Below are 17,902 nucleotides of genomic sequence, written 5' to 3'. Positions count from 1 at the left end.
TAAGAAAAATATTAGGAGCCAATTCGTTACGTCTCTTAAAGAGCCAATTTGTTTGTAACGAAACTGTCTCTTGCACGGCTTCGACAGTCGAGCGGATGTGTCCGTCTGTGGCAGATATTCAGGGGCGTCACTTATAAGAGTTGCCTAGTTATTTGCAAGTCCTAAGCACCTCTAATGCGTTTTGCATTCATATCTGCCACAGACGAACAGCATCCTGGGAGACTGTCTAACCTTGCAAAGACAGTTTTCATAAAATAAAACAAATGCCTCTTTATAGAGACGTAGAATTGCGCGACTTTTTTCTTAGTGCCTGCGCCTGCCCGCCCCCAGTGCTTTCTCACTTGCGCCCCAACAAAAAAGAGCGCCCCACAAAGGAACGCTCTAAGTCTTAGTATTCGATCGAGATATCGCCCGTGTCACTTGTGACGGTCAGGGTCTGTGCGTTTGCTGCTGCAGCATCCTGCTTGTAGTGGCTCCGGAAAGAACGATCATTGATCTCAATCTCGCCTATATCACAAGACAGATCCATCTTGTAGGAATCCAGCGGTGACGGAGTCTCAACATCAATATCGCCGACATCGGAACTAAGTGCTGCTGTCTGGAAAGTGACATTTTCCAGTGAAATATCGCCAACATCGGACTGGAGAGTGATGGTGGTAAAAAGATTGTCTGAAATATCAATATCTCCAACGCTGGAGGAAATATTCAGGGTATCGGTGCCTAATCTTTCCATAGTAAAGTCGCCGACATCAATCGTTCCGTCGATCAGTTTTAGAACGGCATCCTTAGGAACCGTGATCTTACAAGTACAATCGGCATTGTTGGTCAGCCCATGTACTTTCTTTGTCTTTTGGCTGATATAAAGTGTTTCATTTTTTACCTCATACTGTGGCAGCAGATTTTCTTTGTTGGTCTTATAAGAAATCGCATAGGTGTCGCCATAAGCGATGCTAATATCAGATACTTCCATTTCCAGATGGATGTTTGAAAAAGCCGCCACTTCTTCGTATACTGTACTTCCGGATAGAAAAGACTCGGAGTCATTCACATCATCCAGATCATCACTCATGTCAGACAGCCAGTTGCCAGCCGGAAGCACTACATGAACGAGTAGTCCGATTGCAATACAGATAACAGTGATAATGGTTAATAGGGTTAAATACCATGTTCTTTTTTTCATAAGTAACCTCCTTAGTCAGACCAGATATTCTTTATACATTTGTGAACGATGGCTGCCAGCGGCCAGATGATCCAGGTCATATACCAGTCAAAACTTAAAAAAGACCAGATCAGATAGGCTGCGGAAATGGTAGGCCAGTAAACAGACATGATGGCGGCAACCGTTTTATTGCTGTAATTTTCCTGCTTTTGATAATCTACATACTGTCCGCCCATGGAACGACTATCGTTGAGTTTTAAAAGGGTGTTAAAACCATCCATCTTGATGGATGTCAAAACGATCATAAATACACCGATGGCTATGATGATGAGTACCGCAGCACCGGAAATATCATCGATAAAGTCAGGCAGTGGCAAAGCATCCATGATAATGGCAGGTACAGCGCACAAAACGCAGAAGATGATGCCGACACTTAAGAGAACGGCATGTGTGGTGCGATACATATTGCGTCTGTCATGCACATATTCCGTGGTAGCAAAATCTAAAGAACAGTGCTGATGTTTCATAAATTCCCAACGGTTCATGGTAATGCCGGAAGTAACAAAAAGTGCTACTGCAATGGCTATGAAAAGAAACATGCCGATCACACCAAGAGCCTCCATGAACGTTTCTCTTTCGGTGAGTTCTCCGATGCTGCTCATAACGATCGTAGAGACCGGGCTCAGGATACACAAGAGTACGCCAAGTGCAATCAGAAAGGCATGGCGGGAAGATGCTTTCAGGTATTCTTTTACTTCAGTAAGAGATACCATGCGCCCTGCTTCAAAGGTCTGGCTGTGGTGTAATACACTGTCAATGCCAAGATCCTCTGCCAGTTCATCCAGATTGCCAAACTCGGCGATCACGGTTCCGATGGCTTCGTTCTCTGTCTTGCCATCGGCAATGAGTTCCCGGTATTTGTCTTCCATCATCTGTCCGAGTTCGTATTTGGCTTTTTGCACTTCGGGGGTGTTTGGAAGATTTAAAAACATTGTCTCTAAATAATTTTTAATAGCGTCCATAACTATTCTCCTTGTTTTTTGATAAATTTTTCTACGACTTCTTTGGTTAATTGCCATTCGGCACATTTTTCATGATAGTATGCCCTGCCGGCATCGGTGATGCGATAGTAGGTGCGGCGTTTCCCGGTGTCCGGGTTGTTGCCGTCAAAGGAAGTGATGTAACCGTTCTTCTCCATACGGGTAAATGCGGAGTAGAGCGTCGTTTCCTTGATGCAGTATTTCTCATCGCTCATCGCCTTGATCTGTTTGGAGATCTCATAGCCATAGGATGGCTGATCCCAGAGCAGATACAGGATCATGGTATCGTTGTAGCCTCGAATGACATCGCTGCTGATCCTTGTCATATCATAGATCGCTCCTTCCATTTATCTGTCAAATGTCTGTTACTACGACAGTCAATGCTACGACTGACATTGCTACGTCTGTCGTAGTAACAATATATGACATTTCCTTGGGATTGTCAATAGGGAAAAAGAATTGTAGAATAAATCTATATCAAAAAAGGACGGAAAAGAAAATGCTGAGACGAAAAGTCAGAGGGTACGACAGTTTTCGATGTATTGCCGGAGATTGCCCCCAAACCTGTTGTGCAGGCTGGTTGATCGAGATCGATGATGAGGCTTTAGAGGGCTATCAAAAGGAGACAAGTGCTTATGGGGAGACCTTGCGCGCACGGATCGATTGGGAGGAAAAAGTATTCAGACAGGATGCGGACGCACGCTGTGCCTTCTTGCGCCAGGACGGTCTGTGTGATATGTATTGTCACTTGGGCGAGGACAGCCTTTGTCTGACCTGCACATCCTATCCCAGACATACCGAGGAATTTGAAAATGTCAGGGAATATTCGCTTGCTATTTCCTGTCCGGCAGTGGCGGAGCAGCTTTTAGCGACCACTCAGCCGCTTTCCTGGGAGACTTGGGAAGATGATGAGATAGAGGAGCCTTATGAAGAATTTCATGGAATTTTATATGAAAAATTAGTTGTAATGCGCGAGTCTATGATCGCCATTATGCAGGATCGTCGGATTCCTTTTGCCATTCGTTGTCACACCATGCTTAGAAAGGTAAATGCCATGCAGGAAGCCTTGGATGAGGGCAGATGGGAAGCCTGTCTTTTGGACGCCAAGGCGGCAGAGGATGCTAAAGAGGGTGTGAGAGCCTTTGCTTCCTTAGAAGATATGCATGTTCTGTTCCGCAATCTCTATGCCCTGGAGCCGCTTTCCTATATGTGGCGGGAACGTTTGCTGGCGGCAGAGCATCTTTTATATGAGACCGATCAAGAGACCTATACGCATCTGCAGCAGGAATTTGAGACCAGCCAGCCGGATCTTTTTGTCAAGATGGAGCAGATCGTCGTTTATTTCATTTTTGCCTATTTTTGCGGAGCCGTTTATGATGAGTATGTCTATGCGCTGGCGCAGGAGGCAGTCGTCAATGCCTATCTGATCCGTGAATTGTGGCTGGCAAAATGGCTGGAACAGGACAAGACCATAACGATAAAAGATATGGCAGAGATCGCTTACCGCTATTCCAGGGAATTGGAACACTCCGAAGAAAATCTGGAATGTATGGAAGAAATGATGGATGGGCAAATTTTAGTATAGATGTATGTGTGGTAGAGGATGCGAAAAAAGAAAGGCGATACCATGGAAAAAAATTCAAATCTGCATTATGTTTTGACGAGCCATGTGGCAGAACGGGGGAGTGACGGACAGTATTATTGCCGTGCCTTGCAGACTGTCATGGTGGGGGCGTATTGTTATTGTACTTCCTGTCCGCTTTTTGGCGGATTTTCTCAGTTCGGCAATATGGAGGAGGAACCGGAGTGCTGGTACTATGACATGGAGGAGATGCAAGAGGAAAAACGTCTGCCGGAAGAACAGGAGATGCGGACGGCGGGCTTGATCTTAGCGGGGATCATGGGGGAGTTCCCGGACTATCTGCCCCAGGATGAGACAGCCAGACCCTTTTCTGTTATAGAGCGGGCAATCCAGTATGCAGCCGAGGCACATAAGGGCGCCGTGCGTAAGGGCAGTCTGGTGCCCTACATCGCACATCCTATGGAGACCATGATGCTGGTGGCATCCATGACAAATGACAATGAAGTGATCGCGGCGGCGGCACTGCACGATGTCGTGGAGGATACACCGATCACGATCGAGGAGATCGAGGCAGAATTTGGACAGAAGATCGCTTTTTATGTGGCACATGAATCGGAGAATAAGCGCGAGGACAGACCCAAGAGTGAGACCTGGAAGATCCGCAAGCAGGAGCAGTTGGAAAAGACAAAGGATGCCAGCCGATCGGTCAAATGTATCATGCTGGCGGACAAGTTATCCAATATGCGGGCGAGTCTGCGTGATTTTAAACGGGATGGGCGCGCTATCTGGCAGAAGTTTAATATGAAAGACGAAAAAGAACAGTACTGGTATTATCACGCGGTCGCAGATGTGGTAAAAGAGCTGGCAGACACGCCCTGCTATCAGGAATACATCAGTATTTTAGATATTGTCTTTCATGATCTGGATGAGGAAATGACAAGGGATCTATAGGCAGGGAATGGTGCAGTCGAGTTTTTGACTCAGATATTTGCAGCAGTCTTTACGGTGGGCATCATCCGGGCAGTAGAGGCGGAGGCTGATGGCGATGGCATCCGGGCTAAAGGTCTTTAAGAAGTCCCTATCAGTTTTTGTCATGGCTGGAAACTGTCCTTTGCTAAAAGATAATTCAGTGGAAATATGATTCAACTTTGTAAACGCAGCCAAAAGAACATCCTCCGGCTGATGCAGGTCTATTTGGATCTTTTGGCAGGATGCCAGTTCAAATTCACAGGTAGAAATGATCTGCAGGCAAAGATGCAGGCGACCGTCGATATCCGAGGCTTCCATGAGAATATCCGGTCGCTTTTCTTTTACGGATAAGAAATAGGCTTTGGCACCGGCAATGTCCTCTTTCCTAAAATAGGTAAAGAGTTTCTGGACAGTCTCTTTGGTTTCTTTTTTTTCGCCGATCAGACCGACTTTACATTCTTTGACGCGCAGGTGACGATACTCGCACCAGACCATAAGGAGAAACTCGGAGATAAAACCATAGAGTCTCTTGTGGTAATCATCATAGGTATCCAGGGCAAGCAGTGGATGCATGGCTTCAAAAATCGGAAAGAGAAAGGCACAGTATTCATCAAAGAGAGGCTTGGAGCAGATCATCATATTGCCAAAATAAGTATGGTTTTCCTGCAAGCGTTTGGCATAGAGAGGATAAAAATCAGGATAGAGTTTGGCAATGACCTGACCGGCTGCCGCAAGATCCTCCGGTGTGTGATTTTCTCCAAAACCATAAGCATAAGAAAAATTCAGGGTCAGGCATTTGGAGGTTATCATGTCATAATCTTTGAGGAGTGGAGCCAGTTGTGCCCGGGTAAAAATACTGCCGGCATCATTTAAAAGATAACGCCGGTAATGGCAGACACCGACATAATCCAGATCTTTTACATTTTTCCAGACCCAGTAAAGACCGGTCAGTTCGCTATAATAGCAGTTCTTAGCAGAAATATTATCCCCGGTATCATCGGCAAGATAGCCCAGATCTTCATGCGTGGCATGTCCGACCTGCAGGGAAACATAGAGCGGGTCCGGCGGGGTATCAAAGGTCTTGTGGGTCATGGCAAAAATTTGGATCTTCATCAAAAACTACCTCTTTAAAAATGAAACTTTACTAAAGACTACTATAGTACAGGAAGAACAAAAAGAAAAGCAAACGAATACTTGCTTTATGGAAAAATTTTGTTATAATTATAGATGGATTTGTTTGTTGAACCGCATTACCACTATAAATAGGAGAGCATTATGGCATTATCCATTGGTCGCATGGGAGCGACAACATCATATTTACAGATCCGTCCGCAGTCTTATGCACTTTCCAATGAGTCACAGACTTCGGCGGCATATGAAGCATCCAAGACACAGAGTCTGCAGGGGATCGGAGCCGTTGATCCGGTACAGTATCCGAATGCACAGACCGGCGGAAAGAGCCTGTCGGGCATATCTTCTGCGCAGGAGGTAGAGCAGGCTTACAATGCGATCGCATCCGCCTTTGAGGGTGTGACGACTTTTTATGGACAGGACAGCGTGGGATCTTCTTATGGTATGCTGGGATCACAGATTGATGTTTATGCATAGATGAGCAAATAGAATAGAGACAGGGATAGGACGATCCGCTATGCGTGGATCGTCTTTTTTACGGAAACTGATGATTACAAAACAGTTTCTTTGACGCTGTCGACAAAAGATGAAAAAAATAAAAAAGACCGATAAATCGGTCTTTTTTGAGGGGAGTATAAATAATTAATAAGGGGTGTAAAAGGAAACTTCCTCTTACATGGCTAATTATATAACGTCCTTTTTCGGATTGCAATAAAAAAATAATAAAATTTTTATAAACTTTTCTATAGGGATATTCATTGACACATTTTTTTACAAAAGATAATATGTAATTATCTATGATTATGGCTAGAGAAAGGTTTGTTTTATGGAGACAATACAACTGGTGGCACCTTGTCATTTTGGCATGGAGGCAGTTTTAAAAAGAGAGATCTACGATCTCGGATATGATATTACAAAGGTGGAGGATGGCAGAGTGACCTTTGAAGGGGATCTGGAGACCATTTGCAGGAGTAATATCTTTCTGCGCACCGCAGAGCGCGTCATGGTACAGATCGGCAGATTTCGTGCCACGACCTTTGATGAATTATATGAAAACATGAAGGCTTTGCCATGGGAAGACTGGATTCCACAGGATGGAAAGTTCTGGGTCAAAAAGGCTTCTTCTGTAAAAAGCAAACTTTTCAGTGCATCGGATATCCAGTCCATTTGCAAAAAGGCAATGGTAGACCGTTTGAAGATGACCTATCATACGGATTGGTTCAAAGAGGACGGCGCTTCTTTTCCGGTGCGAATCTTCCTATTAAAAGATGAAGTAACGGTGGCACTGGATACGACCGGCGATCCTTTGCACAAGAGGGGCTACCGGACATGGACAAGCAAGGCACCGATCTCTGAGACACTGGCCGCGGCTCTTATCATGCTGACCCCGTGGCGGGCAGACCGCATCCTGGTAGATCCTTTTTGCGGCAGTGGCACTTTTTTGATTGAGGCAGCCATGATGGCGGCAAATATAGCACCGGGCATGAACCGGTCCTTTACGGCAGAAGCATGGACACATTTGATACCAAAGCAGATGTGGTATGATGTGGTAGAAGAAGCCGAGGAGATGGTAGATACGGATATTTCCTGTGATTTGCAGGGCTACGATATTGACCCGGATATGATCCGTATTGCGAGAGCCAATGCCAAGCAGGCAGGCGTAGATCATCTGATCCATTTTCAGCAACGTGATGTGGCAGACTTAAAGCACAGCAAAAAATACGGCTTTATCATTACCAATCCGCCGTATGGAGAACGCCTGGAGGACAAGAAGGATCTTCCGGCACTCTATACGACGATCGGACAGGTCTATCGTGATTTGGATGCATGGTCAATGTATCTGATTACATCCTATGAGGAGGCAGAGCGTTATATCGGACGCAAGGCGGACAAGAATCGCAAGTTATACAATGGAATGATCCGGACCTATTTCTATCAGTTTATGGGTCCGAAACCGCCGAAGAAGAAGGATAGGGTATGAGATATTCCAAGAGATATATAGTACTTACGGTCATACTTCTAGTGACCTTTCTGGCAAAACTCAATACTTGGAATGATGAATATGCGGATGTGACAGCCTTTCGTGGCGCCAAGTTGCAGGACGAGGTCTTTTATCCGCTCAAGGCGCGCAGCATCAATGAGGAGGGCAATCTGCACTTGACGGTGGGCGAGGACACTTACGGTGTGGCTGACGGTATCATCATGGGTGACCATATGCAGGTCATGGCATCGCTTCCCTTTGTGGAGGACTTTTTTGGATGCAGTGCCTCTCTTTATGAGGACAAAAAGATCCTCTTAGATTATGGTGACCGCTCTTATACCTTTTATATCAACAGTCTGGATGCCAAGCGGGATGACAAGGCGATCACTTTGGATGTCATGCCGGAGTTGCATGAGAAGCAGGCATATCTTTCTTTGCAGGATCTGTGCCGTGAGTTTGGCTGTACCTATAGTTATGATGAGACCAATTATCAGGCGACGATCTCGGGTGATCTGCAAAAAGGAAGCCTTCCGGCATCCTATGATCTGCGGGAGAAAGATCGTGTGTCCGCTGTGCGCAACCAGGGCGACACTTCGACCTGCTGGGCGCAGGCAGCACTTTCGGCCTTGGAATCCTCTCTTTTGCCGGAAGAAAAGTTTTCCTTTGATGCAGACTCTATGACCTCGGACAATGCATATCAGGTAGATACGTCTCTGGGCGGCAACTATACCATGGCGGTATCTTATCTGGTATCCTGGATGGGACCGGAGCAGACAGGGGAAAAGACCGTGGATAAACATGTGCAGGAAGTCCATTTTTACGATAGTGATGACATCGACGATATCAAATGGGCGGTCTATCAGCATGGCGGTGTATCGACATCCATTTATGCCAGCCTATCCACGACAAATTTAAGTAAGTCTTCCTATTATAATAGAAAAAAGAATGCCTACTGCTATACCGGGGCGGAAAAGCCAAATCATGATGTTGTGATCATTGGCTGGGACGACCATTACAGTGCGTCCAATTTCCCGGGAAAAGTGGCGGGGGACGGAGCCTTTATCTGTCAGAACAGTTGGGGCGCGACCTTTGGCGAAAATGGTGTGTTTTATGTTTCCTATTATGATACCAATATCGGCGATCAGGCGGTCTCATATGCTGGTATAGAGGATGCGGACAATTACGATACCATTTATCAGTCAGATCTGTGTGGCTGGGTCGGACAGGTCGGTTACAATAAGGCCAAGATCCATGCTGCCAACATTTATGAGGCAAAAGAAGATGAACAGATCGAAAGTGCAGGCTTTTATGCACTGGGCAAGAATACGTCATATCAGTTATATATGGTTACAGATTATCGCAACACGGCATCCCTTGCCAGCCGCGTGGAAGTGGCGCGGGGCGAATTGGAAGATGCGGGGTATTACACCATTCCTTTTGACAGACCTTATAGCGTAAAAGAGGGAGATAAATTTGCCATTGTTGTGGTATTATCCACACCCGGTATGGATCATTCTATGGCGATCGAATATCCGGCAGATGCTCTGAGCCAGCATGCAGATATTTCGGATGGCGAGGGCTACATCAGTAACAACGGGCTGGATTGGGAAAGTGTCGAGGAGACCGCCGGCGGCAATCTTTGTCTCAAAGCCTATGGAAAGAAAGTGGAAGAAGACTAGACGATGGGAAAGATGATAGGATGAAGTTAGAAAAAAAAGTCGTGGGTCTGGTCGCGACCATATTGCTTGTATTAAGCGTAGCAGTCTGTGGTATTTTCCTGGGCATCCCGGATCTGCATGTGTGGGCGCAGCAGAAGCAGTTGCAATATGCCACACAGGTGGAAAAAGGCGAGTCGGTCTTATCCCTGATGCAGGCGGAGACCGCCGTTTTAAAAGAGGGGCAGCAGGACATCGAGATGCAGGGACAGTTGCGTCTGGAGATCCCGGAGGAAGTAAAGACCGCAGATGTTAGTATCGAGCAGAATTATGTGGATCAAGAGGTGCGGATCTATATACCGGAGATCAGCCAGTCCTATTTTTATGATTATCCCATGATCGGCAGCAGCGACCATATTGACGACATCAAATATGATGTGGAAAATAAAAAGGGGCTGATCGATATCCTTTTGGATAATGTCTATATTACGGATGTGACCTGGCAGGACCATTATCTTTATATGGATTTTGTGGCACCCAGAGATCGCTATGATAAGATCGTGGTCATTGATGCCGGGCATGGTGGCAGTGATCCGGGAGCAGAAGTTCTGGGAACCGATGAAAAAGACATTGATCTGGCGATCGCAAAAAAGATCCTGCCGTATTTTAAAGATCAGGACAAGATAGGTATTTTCTATACGCGAACCGATGACAGCAGCCTGTCACTGGAAAAAAGAGTAGGGCTTGCTAATACTTTGCAGGCAGATCTTTTCCTGAGCATCCACAACAATACGACGGCGAGCGGCAGGATGTCCGGGATCAATGGTACCGAGGTCATGTATCATGCAGCAGATGAAAGCGGGGCGTCCAAAGCCTTTGCCCAGACCTGTCTGGATCAACTTTTACAGACACTTGGTTCCGGGAGCAAGGGCGTTGTCGTGGGGGATGATATTTATATCATTCGGACGGCGCAGATGCCGGTAGCCTTGGTGGAGATCGGATTTATGACAAATCAGGAAGAACTGGATAAATTAAAGAGTGATGAATATCAGGAGGCAGCCGCAAAAGCACTTGCACAGGCTGTGCTCCAGACATTGGAGGAGTAAGACCATGAAAAAAATTATTTTTGCTACAGGCAATCAAAACAAAATGCGGGAGATCCGTGAAATCTACGAAGATCTGGGCTATGAGATCCTTTCTATGAAAGAGGCAGGGATTTCTGTGGATATCGTGGAAGATGGAAAGACCTTTGAGGAAAATGCCCTGATCAAAGCCAGAGCCATCGCAGACCAGGTGGATGCCATCGTTCTTGCAGACGATTCCGGGCTGGAGATCGATTATCTGAACAAGGAACCGGGCATTTATTCTGCCAGATACATGGGCGAGGATACCTCGTACGACATCAAGAATGCCAATCTGATCGAGCGACTGGACGGTGTGCCGAAGGAGAAACGTACGGCACGGTTTGTCTGTGCTGTGGCAGCGGTATTCCCGGATGGCAGCGAAAAGGTGGTAAGAGGCACGATTGAGGGATATATCGGTTGGGAGCCGGAGGGGGAGAATGGATTTGGCTATGATCCGATCTTTTATGTAGATGCCTATGGATGCAGTACGGCGGCTATGTCCCGCGAAGAAAAGAACGCGATCTCCCATCGTGGAAATGCATTGCGTAAGATGAAGGAAGAATTGATCAAATATGAGAATACTGGTTGTTAGTGATACACACAGAAAACATGATAATCTGGATATCGCCATCGAAAGGGTCATGCCGGACCGCATTTATCATCTGGGCGATGGCGAAGGATGCGAGGACTATATCGAGGCGGTAGCGGAATGTCCGCTGGAGATCGTGCGCGGCAACTGCGACTTTGGAAGTGATCTGCCGGCAGAAGTGGTGATGCAGGTAGGACGTCATGTAGTCATGCTGACACACGGACATTATTATAATGTAAATTATGGAACGCAGATGCTTGTGGAGGCTGCCAAGGAAAAAGGTGCGGACATTGTATTCTACGGGCATACGCATGTGCCGGAAGTGACGTATGAGGAGGATATGACCATCATCAATCCGGGAAGTATCTCTTATCCGAGACAGGACGGCAGAAGACCCTCCTATGTGGTCGTGGATGTAGACCCACAGGGAGACCTGCATTTTAATCTGATCTATATGTGATCTTTGCAAAAAATAAGATGACGAAAGATGGGAAATCCGCCTGTGGCAAGGACTGGCAGGGCTTGGAAAAAGAAAATAAAAAAAGTGAAAAAAGTTGTTGACATTTATCTGACTCTGCCATATAATATTACTTGCGTCACGGAGAGACGACGCGGTAATACATCGGGGTGTGGCTCAGTTTGGCTAGAGCACCTGGTTTGGGACCAGGGGGTCGCAGGTTCGAATCCTGTCACCCCGACTTGTATGCGGGTGTAGTTCAATGGTAGAACATCAGCCTTCCAAGCTGAATACGTGGGTTCGATTCCCATCACCCGCTCTTTTATTTATGTGTTCGTAGCTCAGTTGGATAGAGCAACGGCCTTCTAAGCCGTGGGTCGGGGGTTCGAATCCCTTCGAGCACATTTGATGTTACTATTTCTTGTCATTATGCAGGAGGTAGTAATATTTTTTAAGTAAGACCTTGTCTTACTCATCTCAATATGGTGGGTATAGCGCAGTTGGTTAGCGCGCCAGATTGTGGCTCTGGAGGCCAAGGGTTCGAATCCCTTTATCCACCTTTGTTGCGATAGAGCAACATTATGAAGTTGTTGGGCTATCGCCAAGCGGTAAGGCACTGGATTTTGATTCCAGCATTCGCAGGTTCGAATCCTGCTAGCCCAGCTATCTTTTATAACATGGGATACTAGCTCAGTTGGTAGAGCACCTGACTTTTAATCAGGTTGTCGGGGGTTCGAATCCCCCGTGTCTCATTTCTTGAAAACATTGAAAAACCGTTGCAAAACCTTGTAAAATCAAGGCTTGCAGCGGTTTTTTGTCATATTCTTTTTCTCAAAAACAACGTGAAAAAATTATCAATTCTTGCTATCGTTTTTCCCCACCTGTATAATAAAAATTACATAAGTATGAAAGGTCTTTTTAGAATAAAGGGGTAGTTCTGAAAAGGCGAAGAAAAAGTAAAGGGGGATTTTACATTGAGTAGATTAACGGTTATGACAGATGATCGTGCATCGTCTACGACCTTGACACTTGCCAAGGAATTTAAGCAGCGTATCATCGCCAGCCCACCGGGAGTTTGTCTGGTGGAGATGCAGCTTGCCATGTTAAAAGTATGCCATGCGCAGAGTTGCGGAAAGTGTGTGCCATGCCGGGACGGCTTGGGAAAATTGGAGGATCTGTTGGAGGATGTCCTGAACAATCGGGCGACAGAGAATACACTGGCTCTGATCGAAAAGACAGCAAAGAATATCGAGTTGTCAGCAGACTGTGCAATCGGATTTGAGGCGGCACGTATGGTGCTTGTGGGCTTGGACGGATTGCAGGAGGACTATATTTCGCATGTAAAGCATCACAGATGCAGCGGTAGTTTTGAACAGCCGATCCCATGTATCGACCAGTGCCCGGCACATGTAGACATTCCGGGCTATATCGCTCTTACCGGAGCGGGCAGATATGAGGATGCTGTGCGTCTGATCCGAAAAGATAATCCGTTTCCGGTGGCGTGTGCATTGATCTGTGAGCATCCTTGCGAGCAGAGATGCCGTAGAAACATGCTGGATTCTTCTGTCAATATTCGCGGACTCAAACGGTCTGCCGTAGATTTTGCAGATCTGGATTCCATTCCGGTACCGCCAAAGGCAGAGCCTACAGGGAAGCGCATCGCCATCATCGGTGGCGGACCAAGTGGACTTACGACAGCTTATTTCCTGCAACTGATGGGACATCAGACTGTGGTATTTGAGGAGAAACCGGCACTTGGAGGAATGCTTCGCTATGGTATTCCAAATTATCGTTTCCCGAGAAAACGTCTGGCGCAGGATATTGATTACATATTAAAGACCGGTGTGGAAGTGCGCCTAAATACACAGATCGGACGTGATATTTCAATGGAAGATCTGGAAAAGGAATACGATGCCATTTATATTTCCATCGGTGCACAGACTGACAAGAATTTTGACATTGAAGGAGCAGACAGCCTGAACGTTATCTCAGCAGTCAATCTGCTGCGCGACGTGGGACTGGAAAAGCGCTTAGACTTTAGCGGACTAAAGGTAGCCGTTATCGGTGGTGGAAATGTTGCCATGGACTGTGCGAGAACAGCTATTCGTGCCAATGCGGAAAAGGTAAGCATCATTTACAGACGTCAGGAAAAAGACATGACAGCATCACCGGTAGAGGTGCGTGGAGCCATTGAGGAAGGGGTGGAATTATTTACCCTGCAGGCACCGCTTCGCGTGGAAGCAGATGAAGAAGGCAAGGCAGTGGCACTCTGGACGCAGCCGCAGATCAGTGGGCTTTATGACCGCAATGGAAGACCAAAGTCCAATAAGGCGGACAAGGATCCAATCCGCATGCCGGCAGATATCATTCTGGTTGCCATCGGACAGGATATCGAGAGTGAGCAGTTTGAAGAACAGGGCATTTCGACCAAATGGAACCGTATCATCACGGATGAGGGCGGTAAGACAACAGGAAATCCTGGCGTATTTTCCGGTGGAGACTGCGTATCCGGACCGGCAACCGTGATCAAGGCGATTGCAGCAGGCAAGGTCGTGGCTGCCAATATTGATGAATATCTGGGATATCATCACGAGATCACCGTAGATGTGGATATCCCATCTCCTCTTATGAATGACAAGTTGCCAAGTGGACGTATCCATTTGACAGAAAGAGAAGCGTGTGAACGCAAGAACGATTTTGACGGCATTGAGAATGCTATGAGCCGTGAAGAAACGATTCAGGAAGCAGCCAGATGTCTGCGCTGCGATCACTATGGATGTGGAGTACTGAGAGGAGGTAGGGAATTAAGATGGTAAATGCCAAGATTAACGGAATAGAAATTCAGGTAGAAAAAGGCACGACGATTTTGGATGCCGCCAGAGAAAAAGGCATTCGCATCCCTACGCTCTGCTATTTAAAAGAGATCAATGAGATCGGCGCATGCCGTGTTTGCTTAGTGGAGATCGGTGGGAAAAAGAATCTTGTTGCTGCATGTAATAATGTGGTGGAAGAGGGTATGGAAATCTTTACCAACAGTCCCAAGGTGCAGTCTGCAAGACGTACCAACGTGGAATTGATCTTATCACAGCATGATTTTCGCTGTGCCACCTGTGTAAGAGGCAATGATTGTAATCTGCAGAGACTTGCCAGAGAGTTGAATATTATTGAAATCCCATACAAGATCGAGATCGAGAACCAGCCATGGGATCATTCTTTCCCGATCATCCGTGATTCTGCAAAATGTATCAAATGTATGCGCTGTGTGCAGGTCTGCGACAAGATCCAGACCATGGGCGTGTGGGACATTATCAATACAGGCAAACGTACCAGTGTAAGCACGGTAGATATGCAAAATATCGAAGATATGGATTGCGCCCTTTGTGGACAATGCATCACACATTGCCCGACCGGTGCACTTCGTGAACGAAATGATACGGTTAAGGTCATGGATGCCATTATGGATCCGGATCAGATCGTGATCGCCCAGATCGCTCCGGCAGTTCGTGCCGCATGGGGCGAGGGCTTTGGGCTTTCTACAGAGCAGGCGACAGTAGGGAAAATGGTGTCTGCCGCAAGACAGATTGGATTTGATTATATTTTTGATACGGATTTTTCTGCGGATCTGACAATTATGGAAGAAGGGCATGAGTTGTTGGAGCGTCTTTCACATGAAAAAGATGCAAAAATGCCAATGTTTACGTCCTGCTGTCCGGGCTGGGTACGCTTTATGAGATCGCAGTTCCCGGATTATGTAGACAATTTATCTACAGCAAAATCGCCACAGCAGATGTTTGGAGCCATTGCAAAGACTTATTATGCAGATATCTTGGGTGTGACACCGGACAAGATCACCTGTGTTTCCATCATGCCTTGTACTGCCAAAAAGTATGAATGTGCAGTGCCACAGGTCAATGACAGTGGAGCAGATCGGGATGTCGATGTTTCGCTTACAACGCGAGAGTTTATCCGTATGCTTCGTGCAGCCCAGGTCAATATCGATACCTTGGAAGAAGATGCTTTTGACGAACCACTTGGTATTGGTACCGGAGCGGGTGTGATCTTTGGTGCGACCGGTGGAGTCATGGAGGCAGCACTTCGTAGTGCATACTATTTTGTGACCGGAAAGAATCCGGGGGCAGATGATTTTTCTATTGTACGTGGAGAAGATGGCATTCGGGAAGTGACCGTGGATATTGCCGGTACGCCGGTGCATGCAGCCGTAGTCAGTGGACTGGGAAATGCCAGAAATCTGATGGAGCGCGTCAGCAGAGGCGAGGTCTCTTATGATTTCGTAGAAGTGATGGCCTGTCCGGGCGGATGTGCCGGAGGCGGTGGACAACCGATCCATGATGGCTTGGAATTGGCATGTCAGCGTGGACAGAAGTTGTATGCGCTGGATAAGGGAAGCCAGTTGCGCTTTTCACATGAAAATCCGGCGATCGTCCAGGCTTATGATAAATTCTTAGATCGGCCACTGTCGCATAAGTCGCATGAACTTTTGCACACCAGACAGGCGGAATGGGATTTATAAGAAGATACACGCATTGTGTCATTTATGAAAAAGTTTCTTGCAATTTCTGATAGGGGATAGTACAATCAGTAGCATATCAACGGATATTATTTACCAAGGGGAATTTGTAGGAAAGGGGGCAGAGTTATGACAAATGAAGAATTGCTGGTAGCCATGACTAGGGTCATGTCAGATATGCTGGATGAGAAGTTAGACAAAAAGTTGGATGAAAAACTGGATCAGAAACTTGATGAAAAGTTGAATCCGATCAAGGCTGATATCTCAGGATTAAAGCAGGATGTATCAGGGCTAAAGCGGGATGTATCAGGGCTAAAGCAGGATGTATCTAACTTAAAGTCAGATATGGCAGAGCAAAAGGCAGAGACACAAAGTTTGAAGTCAGAGATGCAAGGACTCAAGACAGAGACACAAAGTTTGAAGTCAGAGATGCAAGGACTCAAGACAGAGACACAAAGTTTGAAGTCAGAGATGCAAGGACTCAAGACGGAAACACAAGGCTTAAAGGAGCGTATGACAAATGTCGAGTTACTTCTTGAAAATTATGTTGTGCCGAGTCTGAAAGATCTGTGCAAGGTTGTCAATACGGAGTACAGAAAGTATGAAATATCCATCGAGAGCCATGAGCAGATGAAAACAGATACAGATGTTTTGAAGTCGGTTGTATCCGATCATTCGGAGCGTATTATCAGATTAGAAAAGATGAATGGCTTGTCATCGGCTGGCTAATGATTGAAAAGTGTAAAAGAGGTCGCAGGGATTTGCAAAAGCATTTCCCAGTGACCTCTTTTCACTTGCTCAATTATTACTTCGTGATATACATCGTTCCATGTAATTATACGCTCGTTTTAACGCTTGGACTACTGAAGTAAGGAAAGAACATCCTGTGTAGACTGGATAGCCTGTGAAATAGTATCAATAGCTGCAGTAGCATCATCCTCTGTATCAACCTTAAGACCCTTAACACCAATTCCTGTCGCGCTCATTGCATCAATCTGGACACCAATCTTGTTGTCAGATGACGAATCTGCACCTACATGTAAATTGAAGTTAAGAGTGCCATTTACATTTTCGCTTCTAACCATACCACTTGCAGTTGTTATTTCAACTGACTTTGCTGCGTCTGCAAAATACTTAGTTGCGGTAGTTGTTCCATCAGATTGTTTTGTAGATTTTACATCTGTTGCTGAAGGGTGTTCTTTCATTACTTCAGTAATCTCAGAGTTAAGGGAGCGCGTTAGTCACATAACGCAATCTACATCTTATCGTATTAATTGAGCAAAAGAAGAGAGCGTAGGGATTGAAATCTCCCTACGCTCTTTTTGAAATACCTTACATCAAGATATCATATTCTTTTAACAATTCTTCCTGATATATTGGATCTTGAACACTGCGCGTCAAATCTTCCAGACGATTATCGGCTATCAAAGACTGGTTCAGACGATTGATGATATCCTGCCCCATTTCCTGTCCAAGTCGCTTACCGCGTTCTTCCCCTAAGGCGATTCCGTCCTGATAGGACTCTGCTTTTTCCATTTTGATATGTTTTTCCTGATCGTATTCAAATAAGCACACGCGTAACACCTCCGCTCGATTCTTTCGCAGAAAATCCAAACTGCCAAAATCCTATCAAAATACTATGGAAACACAGCAAAATCTTGCAAAATGCCAAAAATCCTACGGATTT

General features: G+C 46.1%; 17 protein-coding genes and 6 tRNA genes. 17 read left to right on the top strand and 6 right to left on the bottom strand.

What is annotated here, in order from left to right; all coding sequences use genetic code 11:
- Positions 1-388: 388 nt before the first annotated feature.
- From H8R94_RS03795 to H8R94_RS03785, 3 genes are read right to left on the bottom strand one after another with little or no spacing between them, the layout of a single operon-like run.
- A complete protein-coding gene (locus tag H8R94_RS03795) occupies positions 389-1,180 on the bottom strand; it encodes a DUF4097 family beta strand repeat-containing protein (RefSeq protein WP_186853931.1) in 792 nt (263 codons plus the stop codon).
- 11 nt (positions 1,181-1,191) lie between these two features.
- Positions 1,192-2,181, bottom strand: coding sequence for a permease prefix domain 1-containing protein (locus H8R94_RS03790; protein ID WP_186853930.1), 990 nt, complete (start codon positions 2,179-2,181; stop codon positions 1,192-1,194).
- A 2-nt stretch (positions 2,182-2,183) separates the two neighbouring features.
- The gene (locus tag H8R94_RS03785) at positions 2,184-2,525 is read right to left on the bottom strand and encodes a PadR family transcriptional regulator (RefSeq protein ID WP_118280731.1); all 342 of its coding nucleotides are present in this window, start codon (positions 2,523-2,525) and stop codon (positions 2,184-2,186) included.
- A gap of 173 nt (positions 2,526-2,698) precedes the next feature.
- Here H8R94_RS03785 and fliB point away from each other — a divergent pair, with 173 nt between their 5' ends.
- Together fliB and H8R94_RS03775 are read left to right on the top strand one after the other, a co-directional pair.
- On the top strand, positions 2,699-3,784 hold the full coding sequence (gene fliB, locus H8R94_RS03780; protein ID WP_147403499.1) for a flagellin lysine-N-methylase: 1,086 nt from the start codon (positions 2,699-2,701) through the stop codon (positions 3,782-3,784).
- Positions 3,785-3,826: 42 nt separating this feature from the next.
- Positions 3,827-4,732, top strand: coding sequence for an HD domain-containing protein (locus H8R94_RS03775; RefSeq protein WP_243238439.1), 906 nt, complete (start codon positions 3,827-3,829; stop codon positions 4,730-4,732).
- On the opposite strand, the gene H8R94_RS03770 is transcribed toward H8R94_RS03775, so the two are convergent.
- Entirely contained in the window at positions 4,727-5,863 is a 1,137-nt protein-coding gene (locus tag H8R94_RS03770) for a DUF4422 domain-containing protein (RefSeq protein ID WP_186853929.1), read from the bottom strand. The two genes, H8R94_RS03775 and H8R94_RS03770, sit on opposite strands and share 6 nt — an antisense overlap.
- Positions 5,864-6,025: 162 nt before the next feature.
- On the opposite strand from H8R94_RS03770, the gene H8R94_RS03765 reads away from it, so the two are divergent.
- The 15 genes from H8R94_RS03765 to H8R94_RS03695 all read left to right on the top strand — a co-directional run bounded on the left by H8R94_RS03765 (position 6,026) and on the right by H8R94_RS03695 (position 16,944).
- A complete protein-coding gene (locus H8R94_RS03765) occupies positions 6,026-6,358 on the top strand; it encodes a hypothetical protein (protein WP_186853928.1) in 333 nt (110 codons plus the stop codon).
- A gap of 349 nt (positions 6,359-6,707) precedes the next feature.
- Positions 6,708-7,862, top strand: coding sequence for a THUMP domain-containing class I SAM-dependent RNA methyltransferase (locus H8R94_RS03760; protein WP_118280735.1), 1,155 nt, complete (start codon positions 6,708-6,710; stop codon positions 7,860-7,862).
- Positions 7,859-9,541: a lectin like domain-containing protein gene (locus H8R94_RS03755; protein WP_186853927.1), complete on the top strand. Its 1,683-nt coding sequence runs from the start codon at positions 7,859-7,861 to the stop codon at positions 9,539-9,541. Before H8R94_RS03760 ends, H8R94_RS03755 begins: the two co-directional genes overlap by 4 nt.
- A gap of 20 nt (positions 9,542-9,561) precedes the next feature.
- Complete coding sequence (locus H8R94_RS03750) at positions 9,562-10,623, top strand: N-acetylmuramoyl-L-alanine amidase (protein WP_118280737.1); 1,062 nt, start codon at positions 9,562-9,564, stop codon at positions 10,621-10,623.
- A 4-nt stretch (positions 10,624-10,627) separates the two neighbouring features.
- Complete coding sequence (locus H8R94_RS03745; protein WP_118280738.1) at positions 10,628-11,233, top strand: XTP/dITP diphosphatase; 606 nt, start codon at positions 10,628-10,630, stop codon at positions 11,231-11,233.
- Positions 11,214-11,690, top strand: a complete 477-nt coding sequence (locus H8R94_RS03740) for a metallophosphoesterase family protein (RefSeq protein ID WP_118280739.1) — start codon at positions 11,214-11,216, stop codon at positions 11,688-11,690. Before H8R94_RS03745 ends, H8R94_RS03740 begins: the two co-directional genes overlap by 20 nt.
- 163 nt (positions 11,691-11,853) lie before the next feature.
- Positions 11,854-11,928, top strand: a tRNA-Pro gene (locus tag H8R94_RS03735).
- Positions 11,929-11,935: 7 nt separating this feature from the next.
- A tRNA-Gly gene (locus H8R94_RS03730) sits at positions 11,936-12,006 on the top strand.
- Between the two features lie 11 nt (positions 12,007-12,017).
- Positions 12,018-12,091: transfer RNA gene (locus H8R94_RS03725), tRNA-Arg, on the top strand.
- An 81-nt stretch (positions 12,092-12,172) separates the two neighbouring features.
- Positions 12,173-12,246, top strand: a tRNA-His gene (locus H8R94_RS03720).
- Between the two features lie 32 nt (positions 12,247-12,278).
- Positions 12,279-12,350 (top strand) — tRNA-Gln (locus H8R94_RS03715).
- 16 nt (positions 12,351-12,366) lie between these two features.
- Positions 12,367-12,439, top strand: a tRNA-Lys gene (locus tag H8R94_RS03710).
- Between the two features lie 222 nt (positions 12,440-12,661).
- On the top strand, positions 12,662-14,503 hold the full coding sequence (locus tag H8R94_RS03705) for an NAD(P)-binding protein (RefSeq protein ID WP_279286806.1): 1,842 nt from the start codon (positions 12,662-12,664) through the stop codon (positions 14,501-14,503).
- The gene (locus H8R94_RS03700; protein ID WP_186853926.1) at positions 14,497-16,218 is read left to right on the top strand and encodes an NADH-dependent [FeFe] hydrogenase, group A6; all 1,722 of its coding nucleotides are present in this window, start codon (positions 14,497-14,499) and stop codon (positions 16,216-16,218) included. The genes H8R94_RS03705 and H8R94_RS03700 overlap by 7 nt, the downstream gene beginning before the upstream one ends.
- 126 nt (positions 16,219-16,344) lie before the next feature.
- Positions 16,345-16,944 (top strand): hypothetical protein, encoded by a 600-nt coding sequence (locus H8R94_RS03695; protein WP_186853925.1) that lies wholly within the window; start codon positions 16,345-16,347, stop codon positions 16,942-16,944.
- 131 nt (positions 16,945-17,075) lie between these two features.
- Here H8R94_RS03695 and H8R94_RS03690 read toward each other — a convergent pair whose 3' ends face one another.
- Both H8R94_RS03690 and H8R94_RS03685 read right to left on the bottom strand, forming a co-directional pair.
- Positions 17,076-17,420, bottom strand: a complete 345-nt coding sequence (locus tag H8R94_RS03690; RefSeq protein ID WP_186853924.1) for a hypothetical protein — start codon at positions 17,418-17,420, stop codon at positions 17,076-17,078.
- A 127-nt stretch (positions 17,421-17,547) separates the two neighbouring features.
- Positions 17,548-17,790 carry a hypothetical protein gene (locus tag H8R94_RS03685; protein WP_118534509.1) on the bottom strand — a complete coding sequence of 81 codons (243 nt, stop codon included), beginning with the start codon at positions 17,788-17,790 and terminating at the stop codon, positions 17,548-17,550.
- Positions 17,791-17,902: the final 112 nt, after the last annotated feature.

The organism is Roseburia lenta, from assembly GCF_014287435.1.
Classification (GTDB): Bacteria; Bacillota; Clostridia; order Lachnospirales; family Lachnospiraceae; genus Pararoseburia; species Pararoseburia lenta.
Note: the sequence above shows the minus strand (reverse complement) of the source record. Positions and strands in the feature narration are given on the sequence as shown.

Coding starts and splice junctions, on each gene's coding strand:
- H8R94_RS03795 (WP_186853931.1), bottom strand. CDS start 1,180: ATGAAAAAAAGAACATGGTATTTAACCCTATTAACCATTATCACTGTT.
- H8R94_RS03790 (WP_186853930.1), bottom strand. CDS start 2,181: ATGGACGCTATTAAAAATTATTTAGAGACAATGTTTTTAAATCTTCCA.
- H8R94_RS03785 (WP_118280731.1), bottom strand. CDS start 2,525: ATGACAAGGATCAGCAGCGATGTCATTCGAGGCTACAACGATACCATG.
- fliB (WP_147403499.1), top strand. CDS start 2,699: ATGCTGAGACGAAAAGTCAGAGGGTACGACAGTTTTCGATGTATTGCC.
- H8R94_RS03775 (WP_243238439.1), top strand. CDS start 3,827: ATGGAAAAAAATTCAAATCTGCATTATGTTTTGACGAGCCATGTGGCA.
- H8R94_RS03770 (WP_186853929.1), bottom strand. CDS start 5,863: ATGAAGATCCAAATTTTTGCCATGACCCACAAGACCTTTGATACCCCG.
- H8R94_RS03765 (WP_186853928.1), top strand. CDS start 6,026: ATGGCATTATCCATTGGTCGCATGGGAGCGACAACATCATATTTACAG.
- H8R94_RS03760 (WP_118280735.1), top strand. CDS start 6,708: ATGGAGACAATACAACTGGTGGCACCTTGTCATTTTGGCATGGAGGCA.
- H8R94_RS03755 (WP_186853927.1), top strand. CDS start 7,859: ATGAGATATTCCAAGAGATATATAGTACTTACGGTCATACTTCTAGTG.
- H8R94_RS03750 (WP_118280737.1), top strand. CDS start 9,562: ATGAAGTTAGAAAAAAAAGTCGTGGGTCTGGTCGCGACCATATTGCTT.
- H8R94_RS03745 (WP_118280738.1), top strand. CDS start 10,628: ATGAAAAAAATTATTTTTGCTACAGGCAATCAAAACAAAATGCGGGAG.
- H8R94_RS03740 (WP_118280739.1), top strand. CDS start 11,214: ATGAGAATACTGGTTGTTAGTGATACACACAGAAAACATGATAATCTG.
- H8R94_RS03700 (WP_186853926.1), top strand. CDS start 14,497: ATGGTAAATGCCAAGATTAACGGAATAGAAATTCAGGTAGAAAAAGGC.
- H8R94_RS03695 (WP_186853925.1), top strand. CDS start 16,345: ATGACAAATGAAGAATTGCTGGTAGCCATGACTAGGGTCATGTCAGAT.
- H8R94_RS03690 (WP_186853924.1), bottom strand. CDS start 17,420: ATGAAAGAACACCCTTCAGCAACAGATGTAAAATCTACAAAACAATCT.